General features: G+C 69.5%; 7 protein-coding genes and 1 pseudogene. 7 read left to right on the top strand and 1 reads right to left on the bottom strand.

Annotation, left to right across the window (positions count from 1 at the left end; translation table 11 throughout):
- Nucleotides 1-195: 195 nt before the first annotated feature.
- Nucleotides 196-1,578 carry a tetratricopeptide repeat protein gene (locus NON00_RS04845; protein WP_256017957.1) on the bottom strand — a complete coding sequence of 461 codons (1,383 nt, stop codon included), beginning with the start codon at nt 1,576-1,578 and terminating at the stop codon, nt 196-198.
- 213 nt (nt 1,579-1,791) lie between these two features.
- Between NON00_RS04845 and NON00_RS04840 the strand changes: the two genes are divergently transcribed.
- The 7 genes and pseudogenes from NON00_RS04840 to NON00_RS04810 form a co-directional block, all read left to right on the top strand.
- On the top strand, nt 1,792-13,482 hold the full coding sequence (locus NON00_RS04840) for an LEPR-XLL domain-containing protein (protein WP_256017956.1): 11,691 nt from the start codon (nt 1,792-1,794) through the stop codon (nt 13,480-13,482).
- Nucleotides 13,483-13,561: 79 nt separating this feature from the next.
- Nucleotides 13,562-13,852, top strand: a complete 291-nt coding sequence (locus NON00_RS04835; protein ID WP_256017955.1) for a DUF3467 domain-containing protein — start codon at nt 13,562-13,564, stop codon at nt 13,850-13,852.
- Between the two features lie 28 nt (nt 13,853-13,880).
- Complete coding sequence (locus NON00_RS04830; protein WP_256017954.1) at nt 13,881-15,842, top strand: efflux RND transporter periplasmic adaptor subunit; 1,962 nt, start codon at nt 13,881-13,883, stop codon at nt 15,840-15,842.
- Nucleotides 15,839-18,019 (top strand): hypothetical protein, encoded by a 2,181-nt coding sequence (locus NON00_RS04825; RefSeq protein WP_256017953.1) that lies wholly within the window; start codon nt 15,839-15,841, stop codon nt 18,017-18,019. Before NON00_RS04830 ends, NON00_RS04825 begins: the two co-directional genes overlap by 4 nt.
- Nucleotides 18,012-18,878 carry an efflux RND transporter periplasmic adaptor subunit gene (locus tag NON00_RS04820; RefSeq protein WP_256017952.1) on the top strand — a complete coding sequence of 289 codons (867 nt, stop codon included), beginning with the start codon at nt 18,012-18,014 and terminating at the stop codon, nt 18,876-18,878. Before NON00_RS04825 ends, NON00_RS04820 begins: the two co-directional genes overlap by 8 nt.
- Nucleotides 18,875-20,332 (top strand): TolC family protein, encoded by a 1,458-nt coding sequence (locus NON00_RS04815; protein ID WP_256017951.1) that lies wholly within the window; start codon nt 18,875-18,877, stop codon nt 20,330-20,332. The genes NON00_RS04820 and NON00_RS04815 overlap by 4 nt, the downstream gene beginning before the upstream one ends.
- Nucleotides 20,333-20,399: 67 nt before the next feature.
- Nucleotides 20,400-21,133 (top strand): annotated as a pseudogene (locus NON00_RS04810) (hypothetical protein); the annotation flags it as partial.

Below are 21,133 nucleotides of genomic sequence, written 5' to 3'. Positions count from 1 at the left end.
GCAAGCCATTTATTATAAAAGAAAATCCGCGAAATCGCCGTGCTGGCAGGGTTCACATCCGGAGGCATCCGGGCGGGGTTTTCCGGCTGGCAAGGTTCACACCGCAGCACCATGGGGGCCTCTGGCCCTGGCTGGCAAGGTTCACAGCCGCCCTCCGAATCGCTTCGTTGCGCAGGCAGGAATGGCTGGCAGGGTTCACATCCCTGGCAAGGGGCGCAGGGCCCGTTCCATCAGCGCGGCGGCGGCGCTGTCGAAGACATGGTCCCAATCCTCCTCATGCCGCGGGCGGAAGAGGCGGAGGGAGGGATACCAGGGGCTGCCCTCGCCCGCGCCGTTCCACAGCCAGTGGGCATTGCGGCCGAGCAGCACCCAGACCGGCCGCCCCAGCAGCCCGGCGAGATGGGCCACGGCGCTGTCCGTCATGATGACGAGATCGAGCTGGGACACCACGGCGGCGGTGTCGGCGAAGTCGCGCAGCAGAGGGGCGAGGTCGGTGATGCCGTGGCCGGGCAGGGTGTCGAGCTCCGCGCGGGGGGAGCCCATCTGCAGGCTGTAGAGCCGCACCCCCGGCTGCTCGAAGGCGAGGCGGAAGCGGCTGAGCGGCTGGGCCCGTTCATGGTTGCGGCGGAAGGTGGTGTTGCCGGACCAGACGAGGCCGACACGCAGTGCATCGGTGGCCAGGAGGCCGCGGAAGCGTGCCTGCCGGGCAGGGTCCAGGGGCAGGGGAGGGCAGGGGGGAATGGCGGCCGGGCCATGCGTGAAGAGGCCGGGCAGGCTGCACTGGTGGATGTGCCACTCCACCGGGGGCAGGGGCGCGCCCAGGGGCAGCACCGCATCCACGCCCGGCAGGCCGGCGAGCAGGGGCAGCAGTTCGGGCTGGCATTCCAGCAGCACCGTGCCGCCGCGCGCCTTCACCAGGGGCAGGTAGCGGCAGGCCCAGAGGGTATCGCCAAAGCCCTGCTCGGAGAGCACCAGCAGGCGCTGGCCGCGCAATTCCTGCCCGGCCCAGGGGCGGCCCGGCAGCGGGCGGCGGGGCACCAGGCCATTCTCCAGCCGCACGGCGTAGTCTGCCCAGCCCTCGGCCAGCCGCCCCAGGTGGAGCAGGCTGCGGCCCCTGTCCCAGCGCGCCATGTCATGCCCGGGCTGGCGAGCCAGGGCGGCGGTGAAGGCCTGCACCGCGGCCGCGTGCTGCCCGGCCTCGGCCAGCGAGATGCCGGCATTGTAGTGGTGGCCGGCATTCTCCGGCGCCAGGGCAATGGCGCGGGCGTGGCAGAGCCGCGCCGTCTCGTGCTGGCGCAGCTGGGTGAGGGCATTGCCGAGATTGGTCCAGAGCGCATCGATGCCGGCGGCGCCCCGCATGGCGCGGCGGTAGCAGAGCAGGGCTTCGGCCGGCTGGCCCAGGCCCGCCAGCGTCACGCCGAGGGCATTCCACAGGAAGGGGTCGCCCGGCCGCTGCCGCAGGGCTTCGCGCAGCAGGGCCTCGGCGCGGCCGAAGCCGCCCGCCTGATGCAGGCGGATGACCTCTTCCAGCAGGGCGGGGGTGGTGTCGATGGGAGGGGGTTCGGCGGTGAGGGTCACGTGAGGCTCAACATTACAATTTTGTCATGCTTAGGGGATTGCTCAACCCTGGCAGGCAGCTTGCCCCGTGTCGTTCATGGTGCGTATTGAAATGCCAAGGGGTTTCGGTACCTCCGCGCGATTCTCAACCAGGACGTTGACCGTTATGGTTGATAGACTAATCTGAAGCGTAACGAACGGCCAGGATGGCCACGGCTTGGGGAGCGCTTGCGGGTGCCGACATTGCTCGATCGTCTGTGCCGGACCCTCAGCCCCAGGACCCAGGGCCCCCGCCCCGCACCGCGCTGGGAGGCCGCGCGCCTTCCCGTCATCGAGGGGCTGGAGCCCCGCCTGCTGCTCTCCGGCACTGCGCTGAATGCCGCCGCCCTGCAGGCCCTGCATGACAATCTCGAGCATATCGAGACGGTGCTGTCCGGGCTGGAGGGGGAGGGCGTCTTCGCCCACAGCATCCCGCTGATGAACCTGAACGACACTTCGACGGCGGGCGGGATGCTCGCCTTCTCGAAGGTTTTCGCCAGCGACATCGCTGATCCGGTGCAGGCGCTGATCAGTTCGGTGCCTGCCGATTCGGGGGCGCTGGCCACGGCGCTGCAAAGCGCGATCAGCGGCATCATCGGCAGCGGCGCCGGTGAATCGGTGCAGGTGACGGATATTTCCTCCGGTTCCGTGCTGGGGCTGACCATCCAGGTTGCCGACACGATCAAGCAGAATTTCTCGATCGACCTCGGCACGGTGGCCGATACCTATGGCATCCGTTTCCCGACCGTCGCCGGCACGGTCGATCTCAGCTATGGTTTCGCCTTCACGGTGCGGCTCGACACGGCCGCGCTCGGTGCCTCGCCGACGGATGCGCAGGAGGCGGCGGCCTTCAACCTGTCCTCTGCCAGCTTCACCACCGGCCTGCATGCCACGGCCGACCTGACGGGGGCGCATTTCAATTTCGGCCTGCTGACGCTGACGGTCGCCGCCGGCGGCTCGGGAATCGACCAGCAGGCGAGCTATTCCGGCGCCTTCACCAATTCCACCGGCACGGCGCTGCGCAGCGCGGCGACCGCCATCGATGGCGGGGACACCTCCTCCCTGGGCAGCCTGGTGGCCGTCAGCCTGACCGGGCAGACCAATGGCACGGTGACGCCGCTGCTGGACCTGCCGGTGGTGCTGAGCGGCGACCACACGATCCCCGGCATCACCGCCTTTGACACGCCGGTGCATCTGACGGTGACGGGGCGCAGCGCCTCGGGCAGCGTCACGGTTGACATCGACCCGCTGCTGGATGCGCTGCGCGACGCGGTGGGCAACCCGGATTTCGACCCGCGCAGCTTCAACACCTTCGGCGCCGCCGACCTGGTGACGCAGCTGGCCAAGGTCGGCACCTATATCGACTCTCTGTCTGGTGGCTCTGATCTCGACCTCGAGATTCCCTTCACCGATGGCGTGACGATCGGCGATGTGATCGACATCGCCACGGCCTTCAAGACCGGGCTGATCGACCCGTTGCAGGCGGTGGCCGCTGTGCTCGGCTTCACCGAGGGCCAGCACAATGCCAGCGGCGCCAACTTCATGGAAGGCGCGGTGCTGACGGCCGAGCAGATCGAGAATCTGCCGGACACGCTCTCCCTGCTGGTGACGCTGGACAATGGCAAGTCCACCACGCTGAGCTTCGCGCCCACCTATGTCGATTCCGACAAGGTCTCGCACCGTGTCGCCAGCGTGGCGGATCTCGCCACGGCGATGAACCAAGCGATCGCCGCCAGCGCGCTGGCCGGCTATCTCCAGGCGGGCCAGGATAGTGGCCGCCTGACACTCACCCTGGCCACGCCCTCCTCCGGCACGGCGGCGACGAAGGTGACGGTCTCCAGCGGTTCGGGCGCCACCATCTTCTCCAATCTGCGGGATTTCGGCATCCAGCTGGCCCGCATGCTGCATCTGCCCGGCTGGGACGATACCACCTCCGACCAGACGGAAGTGGGCGACCTGCTGCTGGAGGGGCTTGGGCTGGCCTATGATTCCGGCACCAATGCCATCACCCTCAGCATCTCGAAGGAATTCGCGGCGGCGGACCTGCTGACCGATGTCTCCTTCGACCTCGACCTGAGCGGCATCGCCGGGCTGTCGATCAGCAATGCCAGTTTCCACCTGACCAGCAGCGTGCTGCTCAACCTGACGGTGGGCTTCAGCCTCGACCCGCTGGGCAGCGACCTCAACCAGGATGGCGGGCCGCAGATCGGCGACGGGCAGAATGGCACGCCGAGCACGACGATCGGCGCGCTGCCCGTCTATGTCACCGCCGCCAGCGGCGGCAGCGTGCCGCTCACCGCCAACCAGATCGCCGATGCGCGCGAGAGCGGTGTGACCCATACCAGCCTCGCGGATCTGCAGATCATCAGCCGCGACGGCACGGTGAAGAGCTTCGTGCTGACGCCGGGCATGACGCTGGCCAATCTGGAGAGCGTCATCTCCAACGCCTTCGGCGGGGATGTCGAGATCCGCTTCAACGCGCTGGGCAATGCGGAGCTGGAGATCATCGACGAATCCACCGCCTATTCCGGCCCGTCCCCTGCCTCGCTGGGGTTGACGGTGGGGAGCATGGCGGAGGCCGCGGCGGTGGGCAGCAGCGGCAATTACCAGGCCGTGCTGGCCGGCACCGTGGTGGATGGCGCGAGTTACGCGGCGGCCTCGAAATTCATCCTCACGGTCGGCAAGCTGCCGCCGGTGGTGGTGGAGGTGGCGGGGGGCGCCGGCAGCATCTCCGCCTATGCCAGCGCCATCAACTCGGCGCTGGCAGGGATCACACTGGATGGCGCGCTGATCGGCCTCTCCGGCGAGACGCTGCATTATTCCGACATCGTGCGGGCCAGCATCGGCAGCAATGGCGCGGTGCAGCTGGCCACCACCCTCTATGACGCCATCACCGCCACGCAGGGGGAGGCGCCCTATCTCTCCACCCAGCGCAGCGCGGTGCGCTATGGCCTGCAGGTGGATGCGGTGGGGCTCATCGCCTCGGCCCTCAACAACTCGCTGCTGCCAGGGCTGCTGGGCCTCACCGGCAAGGACATCAATGACGGGGATGGCGACCAGGGGCTGATCATCGGCGCCGCGCTGCATGGCGAGACGCTGGTGGACCGCTTCCTGCTCCAGGATACCGGCCTCTCCGCCACCATCGACATGGAGCTGGTGCCGACGGATGACAGCGAGGCTGTCACCGTCACCGGCACGCTGGGCGGCTTCGAGTTCACCGCGACCCTCTACGACCCCGAGGATGCGGCGGAGATCGACGCCTATGTCTCGCTCAGGGCCGCGCTGCTGCTGAATTACGATGGCAATGCGGAGCCCAACACCATCACCTTCCGGCAATTGTCGGAGGCGCTGTCGAATGGTGATTTCACCGATGTCTGGGCCTTCAACCTTGGCTCTGGCCGTGGCGAGGATGAGCCTTTCGCGCGGCTGACCATCACCGGCATCACGATGAGCGCCGGCGATGTGACGCTGGGCTCGATCGCCAGCCCGGAGGTGGTCATCACGCTGGATGACGCGTCGCAGCTTCTCACCCTCTCCGCGCCCACCGCGCATGTCGAGGTGAGCGAGTTCGACAGCAAGCTGGTGGTGGCCGATGTGGTGGAGGCCGTGCGCCAGGCCTTCCAGAGCATGAACTCGGATCTTGCGAATGCCACCATCCCGCTGGTCAATGTCAGCCTGGACGATATTCTCGGCTTCAGCAGCAAGTTCCTGGTGGCGCTGAGCGAGGCCGAGGCGGATCCGGATGGCGCCATCAGCGGCATCGAGACGGCGATCAACGAGGCGCTGGGCGGCGACTATGTCGATTTCCGCATGGATGGGGCGGATACGCTGCTGCTCTCCATCGCCTATCACCCGGTCGATGTGGAGACGCAGCTTCCCTTCTCGCTGGACCTGGAGAGCCTCGCGGATTTCCTCGGCAGCGATGGCAATGCCCTGGCCGATCTGGTTGATGCCATTGGCAGCATCGCCAGCGTCAGCGCCAATGGCACGCTGGATGTCTCGGCTGGTGTCAGCCTGGCGCTGACGCTGGGGATCAATCTTGGCGCCAATACCCATCAGGCGGCGCTGGGGGAGCTGCTCTCCAACCTGAATGGCCGTACCGGGCTGCGCACCGGCACGGCCGGCCAGCCGGACCTGCAATTCACCCTGGGCAATGGCCGCGTCTTCACCGTCTCGGTGGGTTCGCTCGGCGCCAATGCGACGGTTGAGACGCTGATCGACGCCATCAACACCGCCGCCGGGGATGACAGCTTCGCCAGCTATGACGAAGACACCGGCGCCATCGTTTTCCACGACAGCAGCACCAGCCCGGCGGAGGGGCTGGACGATCTCGGCTTCCAGGATGGCCAGACGAGCGTCACGAGCGGTTCGCGCTCTGTCCTGATCGCCGGCACCGCCGTCACCGATCCGAGCCAGGCCTATCGCTTCGCCCTGTCCATCGGCGCCGATGTGACGGCCGAGATTTCGGTGGAGGCGGATGCGGACCGCACCACCCTGGCCGGGCTGGTTTCCGCCATCCGCACGGCGCTGGCCGATACGATGGTCTCGGCGGCCGATCTGCTGGGCGAGAATGTCCGCCTGCCGGGCAGCGCCGGCACGCTGGATGGCGATTTCGATATCGCCCTGGGGCAGATCCTCTCCGTCTCCAGCCAGAGCGGCAAGCTGGTCTTCAGCGCCAAGAATGCCGTGCTCGGCACCGATGCCAGCGGCAACCTGCTCAACACCCTCAGCATCGCCGAGGCGACGCCGCAGCTGACGCTGACGGTGGAATCCATCAACGGCTCGCATATCGCCGAGGATCTTGGCCTCGGCGGCTCGGTCATCAGCCAGTCGCACACGGTGGATGGCGTCCGCACGCTGAGTGGCGAGCTGAGCGCACCGAACTCAACCAGCGAGCGCTTCTTCCTGAAGACGGGCGAGGACCCTGACACGCATGAGCTGCTGACCGGCATCCGCGCGACGCTCGGGATCGAAGCCACCAACCTCAATTTCACCGCGGCGCTGGGCCCGCTCAGTGCCAGCATCATCGGTGGCCATGCGGTGCTCGGCGCTGATGTCGGCCAGGTCGAGGCGGGGGAGGATGGCTTCGCCGTCGGTGAACTGGGCGAGGATCCGGCCACCTTCCTGATCACCCTGAATGACGGTTTCGGCGGTGGCCCGGCGGATGATGGCATCATCACCTTTGCCGAGCTGGCGGAACTGGGCAGTGCGGGTAACAGCCTGGGCGATCTCGTCCAGTTCATCGCCGATGCGGCGCTGGAAGTGTCGCTGCCGGTGGTGGTGCTGGGGCAGGAGCTGGGCACGATCGACCTGCAGATCGGCAATCTGTTCGGCAATTCGACCCTGCCGGATCTGCCGGCGCGCAGTGTCTACACCGCTTTCCCGAGCTTTGACGGCATTTCCGTCGGCAGCATCCTGAACGACCCGCAGACGCTGATCGACGGGCTGGACGCGGTCCTGTCCAACCTCGCCTATGGCAGCTTCGCCCAGGCGCTTTACGGGCTGGACCTGCCGCTGATCGGTCCGGCGCTGCAGGGGATCGGCAGCTTCTTCGCGACGCTGCACGACAGCGTGATCGGCACGCTGCAATCGCTGCTGGATGACTTCAAGGCCTCCCATCCCGGCCAGCCGGCGACCAGCCAGAACATCATCACCCAGGGGCTGGAATACGTCCTCACCGACATCCTGCACCTGCCGGGCGATGTCTATTCCTATATCGACAGCATCGACTCGCCGACCGAGCTGTCCTTCCTGTGGCATTTCGACGTCACCCTGTTCCAGAGCACGATCAACCTCAGCGCCGATCTTGGCATTCCCGGCCTCGGGCTGCAGATCGACAACGGGTTGGTGAACCTGCTCGCCGAGTTGCAGGTGACGCTGGGCTTCGGCTACCTGAAGGACAAGGGTTTCTTTCTGTATGATATGGGCGTGCCCGGCGCGCTCGAGCATTTCCAGACGAACAACGACCCGAACGATGTCTTCGAGGGCGACCTGCGCGAGATCCACGCGCTGGAATTGTTCGTGGCCGCCTACCTGCCGACGGATCCGGCCTTCAGCGCCTCGCTCAATCTTGGCTTCCTGCGGATGACGGCGAGCAATGGCTCCACCCTCTCCGCCACGGTGGGCGGGCAGGAATATCTCGGCACCAGCCTGACCGGCAGCATCTATGCCGATATCGGCCCGGAGGATGATACGGGCCGTCTGCTCTTCAGCAAATTCTCCCAGGGCCCGATCCTGCGCGCGGGCATGGAGATGACGCTGAATATCGACCTGATCCTGGATTCCGGTTTCGGCATCGGCAGCACCTCCATGGCGCTGCCCTCGGTCTCCACCGAGGTCATTTTCTCCTACGCCTTCAACAAGGTCTTCACCGGGGCCATCGGCGACGAAACGCCGAGCGGCATCCTGGTGCCGCTGACCTTCCTCGATGTCACGCTCGATGTCGGCAGCTTCCTCAACACCATCCTCAAGCCGATCCTCGACACCATCGGCGATGTGATCGGCCCGATCGAGCCGATCCTGGACTTCCTGACGGCGCCGATCCCGGGCATCTCGCAGATCATCGGCTCTACCTCGGTGCTGGACCTCGCGCAGCAATTCGGCGGCTCGAAGGTGCAGAGCGCGGTGCGCTTCATCCAGCTGCTCGACGATGTGGCCGGCCTGGTGCGCAGCCTGCAGTCGATGCAGAATTCGGGCGGCATCACCATCAATTTCGGCACTTTCGTCTTCGGCGAGACCGATGACCCGGATGCCTATTCGCTCAGCAGCAGCAACCTCGATCCCTTCTCCAGCACCGTCTCCAAGACCGATATCAGCGCCGCAGCCAGCCATTTCCAGAACAGCGCGGCGGGGTCGGCCGCGGCGGATGCGGCGCTGGCACGGCTTTCCGCCCAGTCAGGCAGCAATGTCGGCAACCAGCTGAAATCCTTGCAGAGCGCCGAGGGCGCCGGTGGCAAGCCGGCCTTCGACTTCCCCATCCTGCATGACCCGATTTCCATCGTGAAGCTGCTGATGGGGCAGGTGAACCCGGTGGACCTCGTCCACGTCACCCTGCCGACCTTCGACTTCAACTTCAGCAAGGAACTGCCCTTCCGCTTCCTGATCGGGCCGGTTCCGGTGACGGTCACCTTCTATGCGTCGGTCGGCGTCGAGATCAATCTGGCCTTCGGCTACGACACCACCGGCATCATCAAGTTCATCTCGAACAACAACCCGCTGATGCTGCTTGACGGCTTCTATGTCGACAACACGCTGGGCCCGCAGCTCGATTTCTACGCCACCTTCGGTGTCACCGCCGCGATCAACCTGGCCCTGGTGGCGGCCGGTGTCGGCGGCGAGATCAGCGGCCACATCACCTTCCAGCTGCACGATGTCAGCGGAACCGGAAAGATCCATGCCTCGGAACTGCTGACGGCGCTGCTCGACAACCCGCTGCACCTCTTTGACATCGCGGGCCAGTTGGATGCGCTGATCTATGCCTTCGCCTGGGTCGGCATCGACCTGCCGCTGATCGGCAAGATCACCCTCTTCGAGGTGCAGTTCGACATCATCGATATCACCCTGCTCTCCTTCAGCTACAATTATGCCGAGGTGCATTCCACCCCCGTCCTGGCGAGCCAGGAGGATGACGGCACGCTGACGCTGAACATGGGCCGCAACGCCGACCGCCAGGAAGTCGGCGGCAATATCAGCAATCCGGATCAGACCTATGAGATCCGCCATGTTGGCGGCACCGCCGGCAATGAGGACATCGCCATCACCGCCAATGGCGTGACGACCGTCTATCATGGCGTGAGCGTGGTCGTGGCCGATGTCGGCACCGGAAACAATGTCATCCGCTTCGCCGATGGCTATGTCGGCAATGTCACCATCACCGGCGGCGGGGGAAACAACATCATCGACCTTGGCGGCGTCGATGGCGATCCGCTGATCTCCCTTGGCGACGGCAACAACATCATCTTCGGTGCCAGCATCGATACCACCATCATCGCCGGGAATGGCAACAATACCATCTTCGGCGGCAATGCGCGCAACACCATCATCGCCGGCAATGGCCGCAACACCATCGTCGGCGGCAATGCGGTGGATATCATCCAGGCAGGCACGGGCGACAACATCATCTATGGCGGCGCCGGGGATGATGTGATCACCGCCGGCAGTGGCAACAACACCATCTGGGGGGGGGAGGGCGCCAACGTCATCTCCATCACCGGTGGCGCCGGCAACAACATCCTCTTCGGCCATGGCGGCAATTCGCCGGATGACGTGGCGAGCACCACCGTCACCGCCACCCTCGTCTCCGCCAACAGCGTCAGCGCCGGCGATATCAGCAGCACCATCACCGGCGGCAGCGGTCGGGATATCATCTTCGGTGGCGGCGGCAACAACACCATCAGCACCGGGGCCGGAGCGGATATCGTCTTCGGCGCCCTCGGCAGCGTCAGCCGCACCGAGCAGGGGCAGCTGGTGCAGGCGGCCAATACTAGCGCGCTGGGCGGCAATTCCGTCATCACCGCCGGGGCGGGCGACAAGATCCTGTTCGGCGGCGGCGGCGAGAACACCATCACCGGCGGCGCCGGGCATGACATCATCCTGGCCGGCGGCGGCACGGTGGATGGCGTGGCGGGCGCCGCCTCCGGCAGTTTCACCGTCTCCGGCCTGACGCTGGGCGGGCACAGCGTCATCAATGCCGGACTCGGCAACGACCTCGTGCTGGGCTCGGGCAGCACCAGCATCATCAGCGGCGGCGGCGGGGATGACATCCTCTCCGGCCACGCCGCCATCGTGGTGCGCGATGCCGCGGGTGGGCGCAATGCCCATCTCATCAGCGTGGAAACGGCGCTGGAGGGCACGGGCGGCAATGTCACCCTCCGCGGCGAGGCCGGCAATGACATCCTGCTGGGCGGTGCCGGTAGCCACAGCCTCGATGCCGGCACGGGCGCGGATGTGGTGATCGGCCATTACGGCCAGGTCAGCGCCACCAGCTCGGGCACGAAGCTGACCATCCAGGGCCGCAACGGCGCCGCCGCCGGCAATGGCGACAATATCATCACCGCCAGCCACAGCGCCGTCATCATGGGCGGCGGCGGCAACAACACCATCACCACCTTCGATGCCACCTCGCCGGCCGACCCGGCCAATAACCTGCCCGAGATCACCGCGGCGGACCGGCAGATGGTGGTCTTTGGCGCCAATGGCTACGCGACCGCCGATCTCCTCTATTCCGGTGGCTTCAGGATCCACGCGGCCCGCACCCTGGCGGGGGAGGAGACGGTGGGCGGCGACAACATCATCACCGTGGGCGATGGCAACAACATCGTCTTCGGCGGCGCCGGCACCAGCACCATCACGGCGGGCGATGGCGACAATGTCATCCTCGGCCATATCGGCGCCGTCAGCCGGGACCGGCTGGCCGCGCCGGACCGCTCGGGCCGCAGCCCGGATGTGCTCGGCTATGTGCTGGCGCAGGATGGCACCGCCCTGCATGGCGGCGGCGCCACCATCACGGCGGGCCATGGCAACAACGTCATCCTCGGCGGCACCGGCAACAACACCATCACGGCGGGCACCGGCGCCAATATCCTCTTTGGCGCCGCCGGCGCGGTGACGCGCGATGGCACCAACGGCAATGCTCTGCTGGTGGCCGAGACGCTGGAAGAAAGCCTCGCCGGCAACAACACCATCACCGCCGGCATCGGCGGGCGGGGCGCCAATGTCGTCTTTGGCGGCATCGGGCAGAACCACATCACCGTGGGGGATGGCAACAACATCGTCCTCGGCCATCTCGGCTTCGTCAACACCACGGTCTTCGCCTATGCCGATGCGGCGCGCGCCGATGGCTCGCGCCCCGATGTGCTCTCCCGCACCGTGCCCGAGCGCGGCACGATCGACCGCAGCAGCCTCTGGCCGAACGCCACGCTGGACCAGGTGGTGTCCGGCACCGGCGCCGTCATCACGGCGGGCCATGGCAACAACCTCATCCTGGGCGGCGCCGGCAGCAACACCATCACGGCGGGGGATGGCACCAACACCGTCTTCGGCGCCTCCGGCTCGGTCACCCGCTCCGCCGCCAACCTGCGCGTCGCCTTCGCCACCACGGTGGAGGAAAGCCTGGGCGGCACGCATGTCATCACCCTGGGCAATGGCGCCAACCTCGTCTTCGGCGGGGCGGGCTTCAACCAGATCACCGTGGGCCACCGCGACAACATCGTCTTCGGCCATCTCGGCCAGGTGAACTACTCGGTGCTGACCGACTTCACCACGGCCCAGCGCGCGACCGGCTCCTATCCGGACCTCATCGGCCGCGTGCTGCCCGCCATCGGCAACCGCTCCCCGGCGACGACCGCGCCCTGGGGCGGGCTGGACCAGCCGATGGCCGAGGCCGGCTCGGTGATCCGCGCCGGCAATGGCAGCAACATCATCTTCGGCGGCGCGGGGGACAACACCATCGTCGCCGGCACCGGCTCCAACACCATCTTCGGCGCGGGCGGCGCCGTCACCCGCAACACCCAGGCGAGCGCCGTGCTCTTCGCCGAGACCACGGAAGAAAGCCACGGCGGCAACAACACCATCTATGCCGGGGACCGTTCGATCGCCACGCAGGTCGTCTTCGGCGGGCCGGGCTACAACACCATCCGCCTCGGCAATGGCGCCAATGTGGTCATCGGCCATATCGGCTATGCCGATTTCGGCTCGATGCTCTACTACAGCTCGCTCCAGCGCGCCGATGGCTCGCGCCCCGATGTGGTGGGCCGCATCGTGCCCGAGCGCGGCAACATCGCCCCCGTGACGCCGAATGGCAGCCTGGGCCTGGATCAGGCGCCCTCCGGCGGCGGCAGCGATATCCGCGTGGGCAGCGGCAACAACGTCATCATCGGCGGCGCCGGCGACAACCACATCTACACCGGTTACGGCAACAACATCGTCATCGGCGCGGCGGGTGCCGTCACCCGCGATGCGCGCAGCCTCGCCCTGCTGCACGCCACCTCGCTGGAGGAAACCCTGGGCGGCAGCAATGTCCTGACGGTCAGCGCCCAGGGCACCGGCACCTCCGTGGTCATCGGCGGGCCGGGGGACAGCCTCATCGCGACCGGTTATGGCCGCGACATCATCCTGGGCCATCTCGGCACCGTCGCCGTCAGCGTGCGCGGCACCGGGCCGCTGGACACGGTGATCGGCGAGCGCATCACCATCACCGGCCGCACCCTGCCGGTGATGGGCAATCTCTTCCCCGCCACCACCGCGCCCTTCGCCGGCCTCGGCCAGCCGCTGGCCGCCAATGGCGCCACGATCAGCGCGGGGGAGGGCGACAACATCATCATGGGTGGCGCCGGCGCCAACACCATCACGGCGGGGGAGGGTGACAACACCGTCTTCGGCGCCTCCGGCGAGGCGGTGCGCGACCGTGCCGGCGCGCTGCTCTCCGCCCGCGTGCTGGAGGCCGGGCTGGCGCGCGAGGCCCGGCTGATCCTGGGGGGCGGGGTCAACACCATCTACAACACCGGGGCGGCGCCCACCCTGGCCGGCAGCGCGGAGGCCTCCGCCGCCACGCCGGGCGGGATCTTCCTGGTCTCCGGCAGCGAAACCCTGTCGAGCGGCAGCAGCCTCGCCGACCTCGCCGCCGCCACCCAGGCGCAGCGCGCCCTGGCGCTGGAGGGCGGCGGTGACGCCCTCCTCCCCGCCTCGGCCGCGCCCGTGGCGGAGGCCGCCGGCACCGCCATTCCCGCCGGCTATGTGCTCGATGAATCCACCGGGCGCTGGGTGGCCGATGAGGGCGGGGATCCGTCCCTCTTCCTCCTACTCGCCACGGGCGGGGCCGCGCCGGAACTCGCCATCCAGGGAGACAGCACCACCCCCCGCACGCCGCGCCCGCGCCTCGCCGCCTGAGGCGGCGGGGCTTTCCCCGTCTTTGCTCAGCACCTTTGCCCGGGGCCGTCAAACGGCCCTTCAGATAGGAAAAATCCTGATGACGGATGACCGCAGCCCGCTCAAGACCACCATGTCGGGCCAGACCAAGATCAAGTGGGACGACAGCAAGCTGCGCACCACCTACGCCAATGTCTGCAACGTGGCGAGCACGCGGGAAGAGGTGATGCTGCTCTTCGGCACCAGCCAGGCCTGGATGGGTGCCACCGAGGAAGTGACCGTCGCCCTCACCGACCGCGTGCTGCTCAATCCCCACGCGGCGAAGCGCCTGGCGGCGATGCTCAACAAGACGATCGAGGAATTCGAGAAGGCCTATGGCAGCCTCGGCTGACCGGCCCGCAGCCTGAAGGGACGCCGCCATGGCCGAGCCTCTCGCCGCCTCCGATCCTTCCTCCGCCGGCCCGGCGCCCGGGGCTGCGCCTGCTGCTGCCTCTGGGGCCGCGCCCGGGGCACCACCCGGGGCGAACCCCGCCGGAGGCAGCCCGGGCCAGGCCTCCTGGCGCGCCCTGCTCGGCGCGGGGGAGGCCGGGCAGGCCGCCCAGGCCTGGCTGGACCTCGCGGTCATCCTGATCGGCCAGGCGGTGCCTGGGGGGGCATCCGGGGCGGCAGCGGAGGGCGCGGCCTCCCCTGTGCTTGGCGCCTTCGTGGCGCTGCGGCAGGAGGGCGCGCGCTATGGCCGCGCCGCCACCCATGGCGAGGGCACGGCCAGCTTCCTCCTGGCCAAGGCGGCGGAGCGCTGCCTGCAACTGCAACGCACCGTCGTGCAGAATGACGAGGCCGCCGGCGCCGCTTTCCAGCTCGCCCTGCCGCTGATGGCCGGGTACCGGCTGGAAGGGGTGGTGGCCTTCGAATTGTCGCGCGCCGCCCTGCCGCAGCTCGACCGCGTGACGCGGCTGCTGCAATGGGGGTTGGGCTGGTTCGGCCGCGGCGCGCCGGGCGAGGCCGGCACCGCCGCCGCCCCGGCGGCGGAGTGGCTGGAGCTGCTCACCGCCGGCGCGGATCTCGCCACGGCGCTGGAGGCGGTGTGCAGCCTGCTCGCCGGGCAATGGGCGGTGGGGCGGGTCAGCATCGGGCTGGGCCGGGCCGGGCGGCTGCGGCTGCGCGCCACCTCGCGCGGGCGGCTCTCCACCTTGCAGACGGAATTCATCCTGGCCCTGGCGGCGGCGATGGAGGAGGCGGTGGAGAGTGGCGCCCCCCTCTGCCTGCCCCCGCGCGAGGGGCAGGTGGCGGCCATCGGCGCGCATCAGCGCCTGTGCCGCGCGCATGGCGTCGCCTGGGCGGCCACCTTCCCGGTGCCTCTGTCGCCGCAGGGCGCCAGCCCCCCGGGCCGTGCCCCTTGGATGGCGCTGACGGTGGAAGGGGAGGGCGCGCCCCCGGCGCCGGAGCAGATGGCGCTCTGGCAGGGTGTCGCGGCGCGGCTGGCGCCGGTGCTGGCGCTGCGCGGGCAGGCGGAGCGCGGCCTGCTCGGCCATGCCGGGGCCGCGTTGGGGGCCGCGCTGGGCCGTCCCGGCCGGCTGTGGAAGCCGGCCCTGGCCCTGGCCGCCGCCGGGGCGCTGCTGGGCCTCGCCCTGCTGCCCGTGCCCTTCCGCGTCAATGCGCGGGCGACGCTGGAAGGCAGCGTGAAGCGCAGCATCGCCGCGCCTTTCGATGGCTATCTGGCCGAGGCCCTGGCCCGGCCGGGGGACCGCGTGGCCGCCGGCACGCTGCTCGCCCGCATGGAGGATCGCGAGCTGCGCCTGCAGCGGCTGGACTATGAGGGCCGCCTCGTCGAGAGCCGCCGCCAGGCGGATGAGGCCATCGGCCGCCGCGACATGGCCACCGCCGGCATCGCCACGGCGCGGCGGATGCAGGCCGAGGCCGAGCTGCGCCTGATCGACGCGCATCTGGCGCGCACCGGTTTCGTCGCCCCCTTCGACGCCATCGTCATCGCCGGCGATCCCAGCCAGTCCATCGGCGCGCCGCTGCGGCGGGGCGAGGTGGTCTATGAGCTCTCCCCCCTCGACGACTACCGCGTGACGCTGGAGGTGGAGGAGGGCGATTTCGCCGCCATCGCCGCAGGGCAGCAGGGGCGGCTGGTGCTGGCCTCGCTGCCTTATGGCGACTGGCCCATCCGGGTGACGGCGGTGACGCCGCTCGCCTCCGCGCGCGATGGGCGCAACAGCTTCCGCGTCGAGGCGCGGCTGGAGCAGCGTGACGCCGCGCTGCGCCCGGGCATGCAGGGCATCGGCAAGGTCGAGGCCGGCACGGCGCCGCTCGCCTGGGTCTGGGGGCGCAGCGCCCTGGCCTGGGCGCGGCTGAAGCTCTGGGCCTGGCTGCCATGAGCGCCAGCCTGGGCATGATGGAGGCGGCGCTCGGGCCGCTCGCCCATCTGCGCCCCCGGCTGAAGCCGGGGGTCGAGGCCTTCCGCCACTTCTACCGGGGCCTGCCCTGGTATGTCTTCCACGACCGCGCGGCGCACCGCTTCTACCGCGTCTCCCAGGGCGGGGCGGATATCGTCGGCGCCATGGATGGCCGCCGCAGCCTGGGCGAGATCTGCGAGGGGCTGGAGGGCCGGCAGCGCCCGCAGGATCCGCAGGCCGCCGCCGGCTTTGTCATGCAGCTCGGCGCCCTCGGCCTGCTGCAGCAGGATGGCGCGCCCGATACCGCCGCCATGGCCGCCCGCAAGGCGCAGGAGCGGCGGCGCCTGCTGGCGGCGCAGTTCCGCACGCCGCTCTCCTTCAAGCTGCCGCTCTTCGACCCGACGCGGCTGGTCGATGCGCTGCTGCCCTGGTGCGGCTGGATGTTCCGCCCCCTCGGCATCACCCTCTGGTTCGCCGTGGTGCTGCTCGGCGGCGTGCTCGGCGCCATGCAGTGGGAGGCGCTGACGGAGGATCTGACGGACCGCCTCTTCTCCGCGCAGAACCTGCTGCTGGCCTGGCTGGTCTATCCGGTGGTGAAGGCGCTGCACGAGCTGATGCACGCCATCACCCTGCGCCGTGCCGGGGTGGAGGTGCGCCAGGTCGGCCTGCTCTTCGCCGCCTTCATTCCGGTGCCCTATGTCGATGCCAGCGCCTCCGCCACGCTGGAGCGCAAGGGCGAGCGCATGCTGATCGGCGCGGCGGGCATCCTGGTGGAGCTGTTCCTCGGCGCCCTGGCGCTGATCCTCTGGAGCATCGCCGAGCCGGGGCTGCTGCGCGCCATCTGCTACAACATCATCATGATCAGCGGCTTTTCCACGCTGCTGTTCAACGGCAATCCGCTGCAGCGCTACGATGGCTACTACATCCTGGCCGACTGGCTGGAGATCCCGGGCCTCGGCACGCGCTCGGCCGCCTATCTCGGTTCTCTCGTGCAGCGCCACCTGCTCGGCCGCCACAGCGCGCGCGTGCCGATGGCCACGCCGGGGGAGAAGGTGTGGTTCATCCTCTACGGCCCGCTCTCCTTCGTCTACCGCTTCGGGCTGATGCTGGTGATCGCGCTGCATGTGGCGAGCTTCGACCAGTCGCTGGGCCTGCTGCTCGCCGCCTGGTCGGTGGTGGGCTATCTCTGGCCGATGCTGGCCGGGGCGGCGGGCAGCCTGCGCGGCGCGCCTGATGCGCGCGGCGGCGGCCAGGGCAGAGGCTCGGGCGGGGCGGGGCGGCTGCGCGCCCTGGGGGGCATGGGGCTGCTGGCCGCGGCCCTCGGGGCGCTGCTCTTCCTGCTGCCGGTGCCGCACCGCCTGCTGGTGCAGGGCTATGTCACCCTGCCGGAGGAGAGCATCGCCCGCGCCGGGGTGGGCGCCATGCTGGACCGTCTGCTGGTGCCCGATGGCGCGATGGTCGAGGCCGGGCAGCCCCTGGCGCAGCTCGCCGAGCCGGCGGTGCCGGCCAAGGCGGCGCGGCTGGCGGCGCGGCTGGCGGAGCTGGAGGCGCGCCACACCCGTGACCTCGCCGATGATCGCGTGCGCGCCGCCATCACCGCCGAGGAACTGGCCCAGGCCGGGCGGGAACTGGCCGATGCGCGGCGCGACGTGGCGGCGCTGCAATTGCGCAGCCCCGCCGCCGGGCAGCTCGTCATCGGCCTGCCGGCGCAGGACCTGCCGGGGCGTTTCCTCTCGCGCGGCGAGCAGTTCGCCATGGTCTACCGGCCGGAGCGCGCCCTGGTGCGCGCCCTGGTGCCGATGAGCGAGATCGACGCGCTGCGCCACGATCTGCGCGGCATCACCCTGCGCCCGGCCTATGACACGGCGGCGGAGATGCGCGCCACGCTGCTGCGCCTCGTGCCGGCGGCGAGCGACATCCTGCCCAGCCCCGTGCTGTCGCTGGAAGGCGGCGGCCCCTTCGCCGCCACCCGCGATGGCGGCGGCCAGCTCCGCATGGAGGAGCCGGCCTATGAGATCCAGATCCGCCCGGAGCAGCCCTTGCCCGTCACCTACCTGAATGGCCGCATCCATCTCCTGCTCGACCTGGGGACGCAGCCGCTGGCCTGGCAGATCTGGCGCGAAGTGCGGCTCGTTTTCCTGAGGCACCTGCATGCGTAAGCGCCTTTTCTCCGCCGTGTTCTCTGCCAGGGCCTTCCTGTCCCCGGCCCTGGGCCTGCTCGCCGCCCTGCCGGCCCCGTTCCTGGCCACAACCCCGGCCATGGCGCAGGAGCAGCGGCCGGATTTCCCCTGCCAGGTCTTCGCCGCCCAGCGCGTCGAGCTGGCCAGCCCCGTGCCCGGCGTGCTGGCCGAGGTGAAGGTGGAGCGCGGCGACCGCGTGACCGCGGGCCAGGTGGTGGCGCAGCTGCGCACCGAGATGGAGCAGGCGCAGCTCGCCCTGGCCCAGGCGCGTGCCAGCGCCGATGCGCAGCTCCGCCTGCGCCGCGCCCGCCTCGCTTTGGCCGACCGCACGCTGAGCCGCAACCAGGGCCTCAACGAGCAGCGGCTGATCTCGCAGCAGGAGCTGGACCAGATCCGCACCGAGCGCGACGTGGCGGCGATGGAGGTGGCGACGGCGACGGAGAACATCACCATCGCCCGCGCCGAGCTGGAGCAGGTGCGCGCGGCGCTCGCCATCCGCACCCTGCGCAGCCCGATCTCCGGCATCGTGACCGAGCGCGGCCTGCAGGCGGGCGAGCAGGTGCGCGACAAGCCGGTGATGGTCATCGAGAATGTCGACAGCCTGCATGTCGAGGTGGCGCTGCCGGCGGCGCTGTTCGGGCGGCTGCGCATGGGCGCGCGCGGCCGGCTGAGCTTCCCCGGCACGGGCCTCGCCTCGCTGATCACCCCCGTCTCGCTGATCGACAGCGTGGTCGATGCGCGCAGCGACATGTTCGGCGTGCGCTTCGTCCTCGACAACCGGCAACTGCGCATCCCCGCCGGCCTGAAATGCCGCGCCGAGCTGGAGCTGACGCCATGACCCGCGTTCCGGTGATGTCCTGGCGGGGCTGCGCGCCGGGCGGTGGCATGGCGCTCGCCCTTGCCCTCTCCCTGGCCCTCGCGGCGCCGGCCGTGGCGCAGGCGCCCGCCGCCCCGGCCGGGCCGGTGGCCGTGCAGGAGGCCACCGGCCTCGCCGAACTGGCCGAGCGCGCCGGCGGCGGCCATCCGCAGCTGCGCCAGGCGGAGGCGGGGCAGGATGCGGCGCGCTTCAGCCTGCGCGATGCCTATCTGGGCCTCGCGCCGCGCGCCAACATCGTCTTCGACCGTGGTGACCAGCGGCTGAACGTCATCCGCACGGACAATTACCTCTACCGTCTCGGCGTCAACAACTTCCGCAACCAGGGCTATACGCTGGAAGTGGTGCAGCCAATCTTCGACCCGCGCGTCTTCGCCCAGCTGCGCGGCGCCCATGCCTCGCTGCGCCGCGCGCGGGATGAGCTGACGGCGGCGCGCCAGCGCACCCTCTTCGACCTGATGCAGGCCTATCTCACCACCCTCGCCGCCTATGACGGCCATCAGGTCGCCAGGGCGGAGGAGGAGGTGCTGGCCCGCCAGATGGGCGAGATGCAGGCGCGCATGCGCCTTGGCCTGGCGAGCGAGGCCGACGCCAATGAGGTGGAGGCGCGGCTGCGCGCGGCGGAGGCGCAGCGCATGGCCGCCGCCTCGGCGCTGAATGAGAGCTTCGCCTCGCTCGAGCGGCGCGCGGGCTTCCGCGTCGGGCCGCTGGCGCCACTCGCCGCGCGCATCCCGATGGTGCCGCCGAGCCCGGCCGACCCGGATGAATGGGTGCGCGAGGCGCGCGCGCGCAATGCCGATCTGCGCGCGCTGGAAAGCGCCAGCACCGAGGCGCGCGCCATGGCGGAGACCCAGGCCGCGGCCCTGCTGCCGCGCCTGGAGCTGCGCATGACGCAGGACCGTTCCGACAGTGGCGGCACCGTCTATGGCGGCGGCTCCACCATCAGCGACCGCACCCTGCTCTTCCGCCTGACCGTGCCGCTCTTCAACCCGGATGGCGGCGGCTATCCGGTTTTCGCCGCGCGGGCGCGCTACCAGGCCTCGCTCTACCGGCTGGAGGATCAGCGCCTCGATGTGGAGGAGAAGGTCCGCATCGCCTTCGAGGAAGTGGTCTCCAATGCCCAGCGCGACCGCACCCTGCTGCAGGCGCTGGAGGCGCAGACGCGCAACGTCGCCGGCAAGCAGGCGCGCTACGCCGCCGGTACGCTGCGCATCAAGGAAGTTCTCGACAGCGAGAGGGATCTTTATCAGGCGCAACGAAATCTGTTGGCAGCCCGATACAATTACCTGATGAACTTCATGATGTTGAAGCGTCTGGCAGGCGATTTTGCCGAGGCCGACCTGCTCTACATCGATTCGGCGCTCGACCGGCGTGCCGCGCCTGTCCGCCGCCTGACGGGGGATGGACGCGATGGCTGACCGGATCAAGAGCAGGGCCGCGAGGAAACCGCAGACGGCGCGCGCCGCGCCAGGGGATACGCAGAGCATGACGAGTCTGGGGCAGGAGAGGGCGGGTCAGAACGCGGCGGCAGGGCCCGCGCGGCCCCAGGGTGTCGCGGCGGGCCGGGCGCGGGGCTGGCGGCTGGCGCAATGGCTGGTGCTGTTCACGGCGCTGACGCCGGTGGGCCAGGCGCTGGCCACCACCTATACCGTCACCCAGGCGGCCGACAGCGGCAACACCGCGACCTCCGGCACGCTGAGCTGGGCGATCAGCCAGGCCAATGCCAATCCCGGCTCGACCATCACCTTCAGTTCCTCGCTGGCGAATACGACGCTGGTGATCTCGGCGCCGCTGCCCATCATCAGCAGCAGTGTCACCATCGATGGCAGCGGCGCCTCGGGCCTGACGATCAGCGGCAACAACCAGAACCGCGTCTTCTTCGTCGATGGCGGCACGGTGACGGTGGAGAACCTCACCATCGCCAATGGCCGTGCCACGGGGGGCAATGGCGCCTCGGGCGGCGGCGGCGGCCTCGGGGCGGGTGGTGCCATCTTCGTCAATTCCGGCGCGCTGGCGGTGTCGAACGTCACCTTCAGCAGCAACAGCGCGGTGGGCGGCACGGGGGGCGATGTCACGCGCGGCAGCGGCAATGCCGGCGGCGGCGGCGGTGGCCTGGGTGGCTCGGGCGGCGCGCCCTCCGATGGCGCGGGCGGCGGCGGCGGCTATAGCGGCGGCGGCGGCGGCGGCGGCGCTTATGATGCGAGCGGCCTGACCGCCAG

Source organism: Roseomonas sp. GC11 (assembly GCF_024437745.1).
Taxonomy (GTDB): domain Bacteria; phylum Pseudomonadota; class Alphaproteobacteria; order Acetobacterales; family Acetobacteraceae; genus Pseudoroseomonas.
The sequence above is the reverse complement of the archived record's forward strand: the minus strand, read 5'-3'. Positions and strand labels throughout refer to the sequence as shown.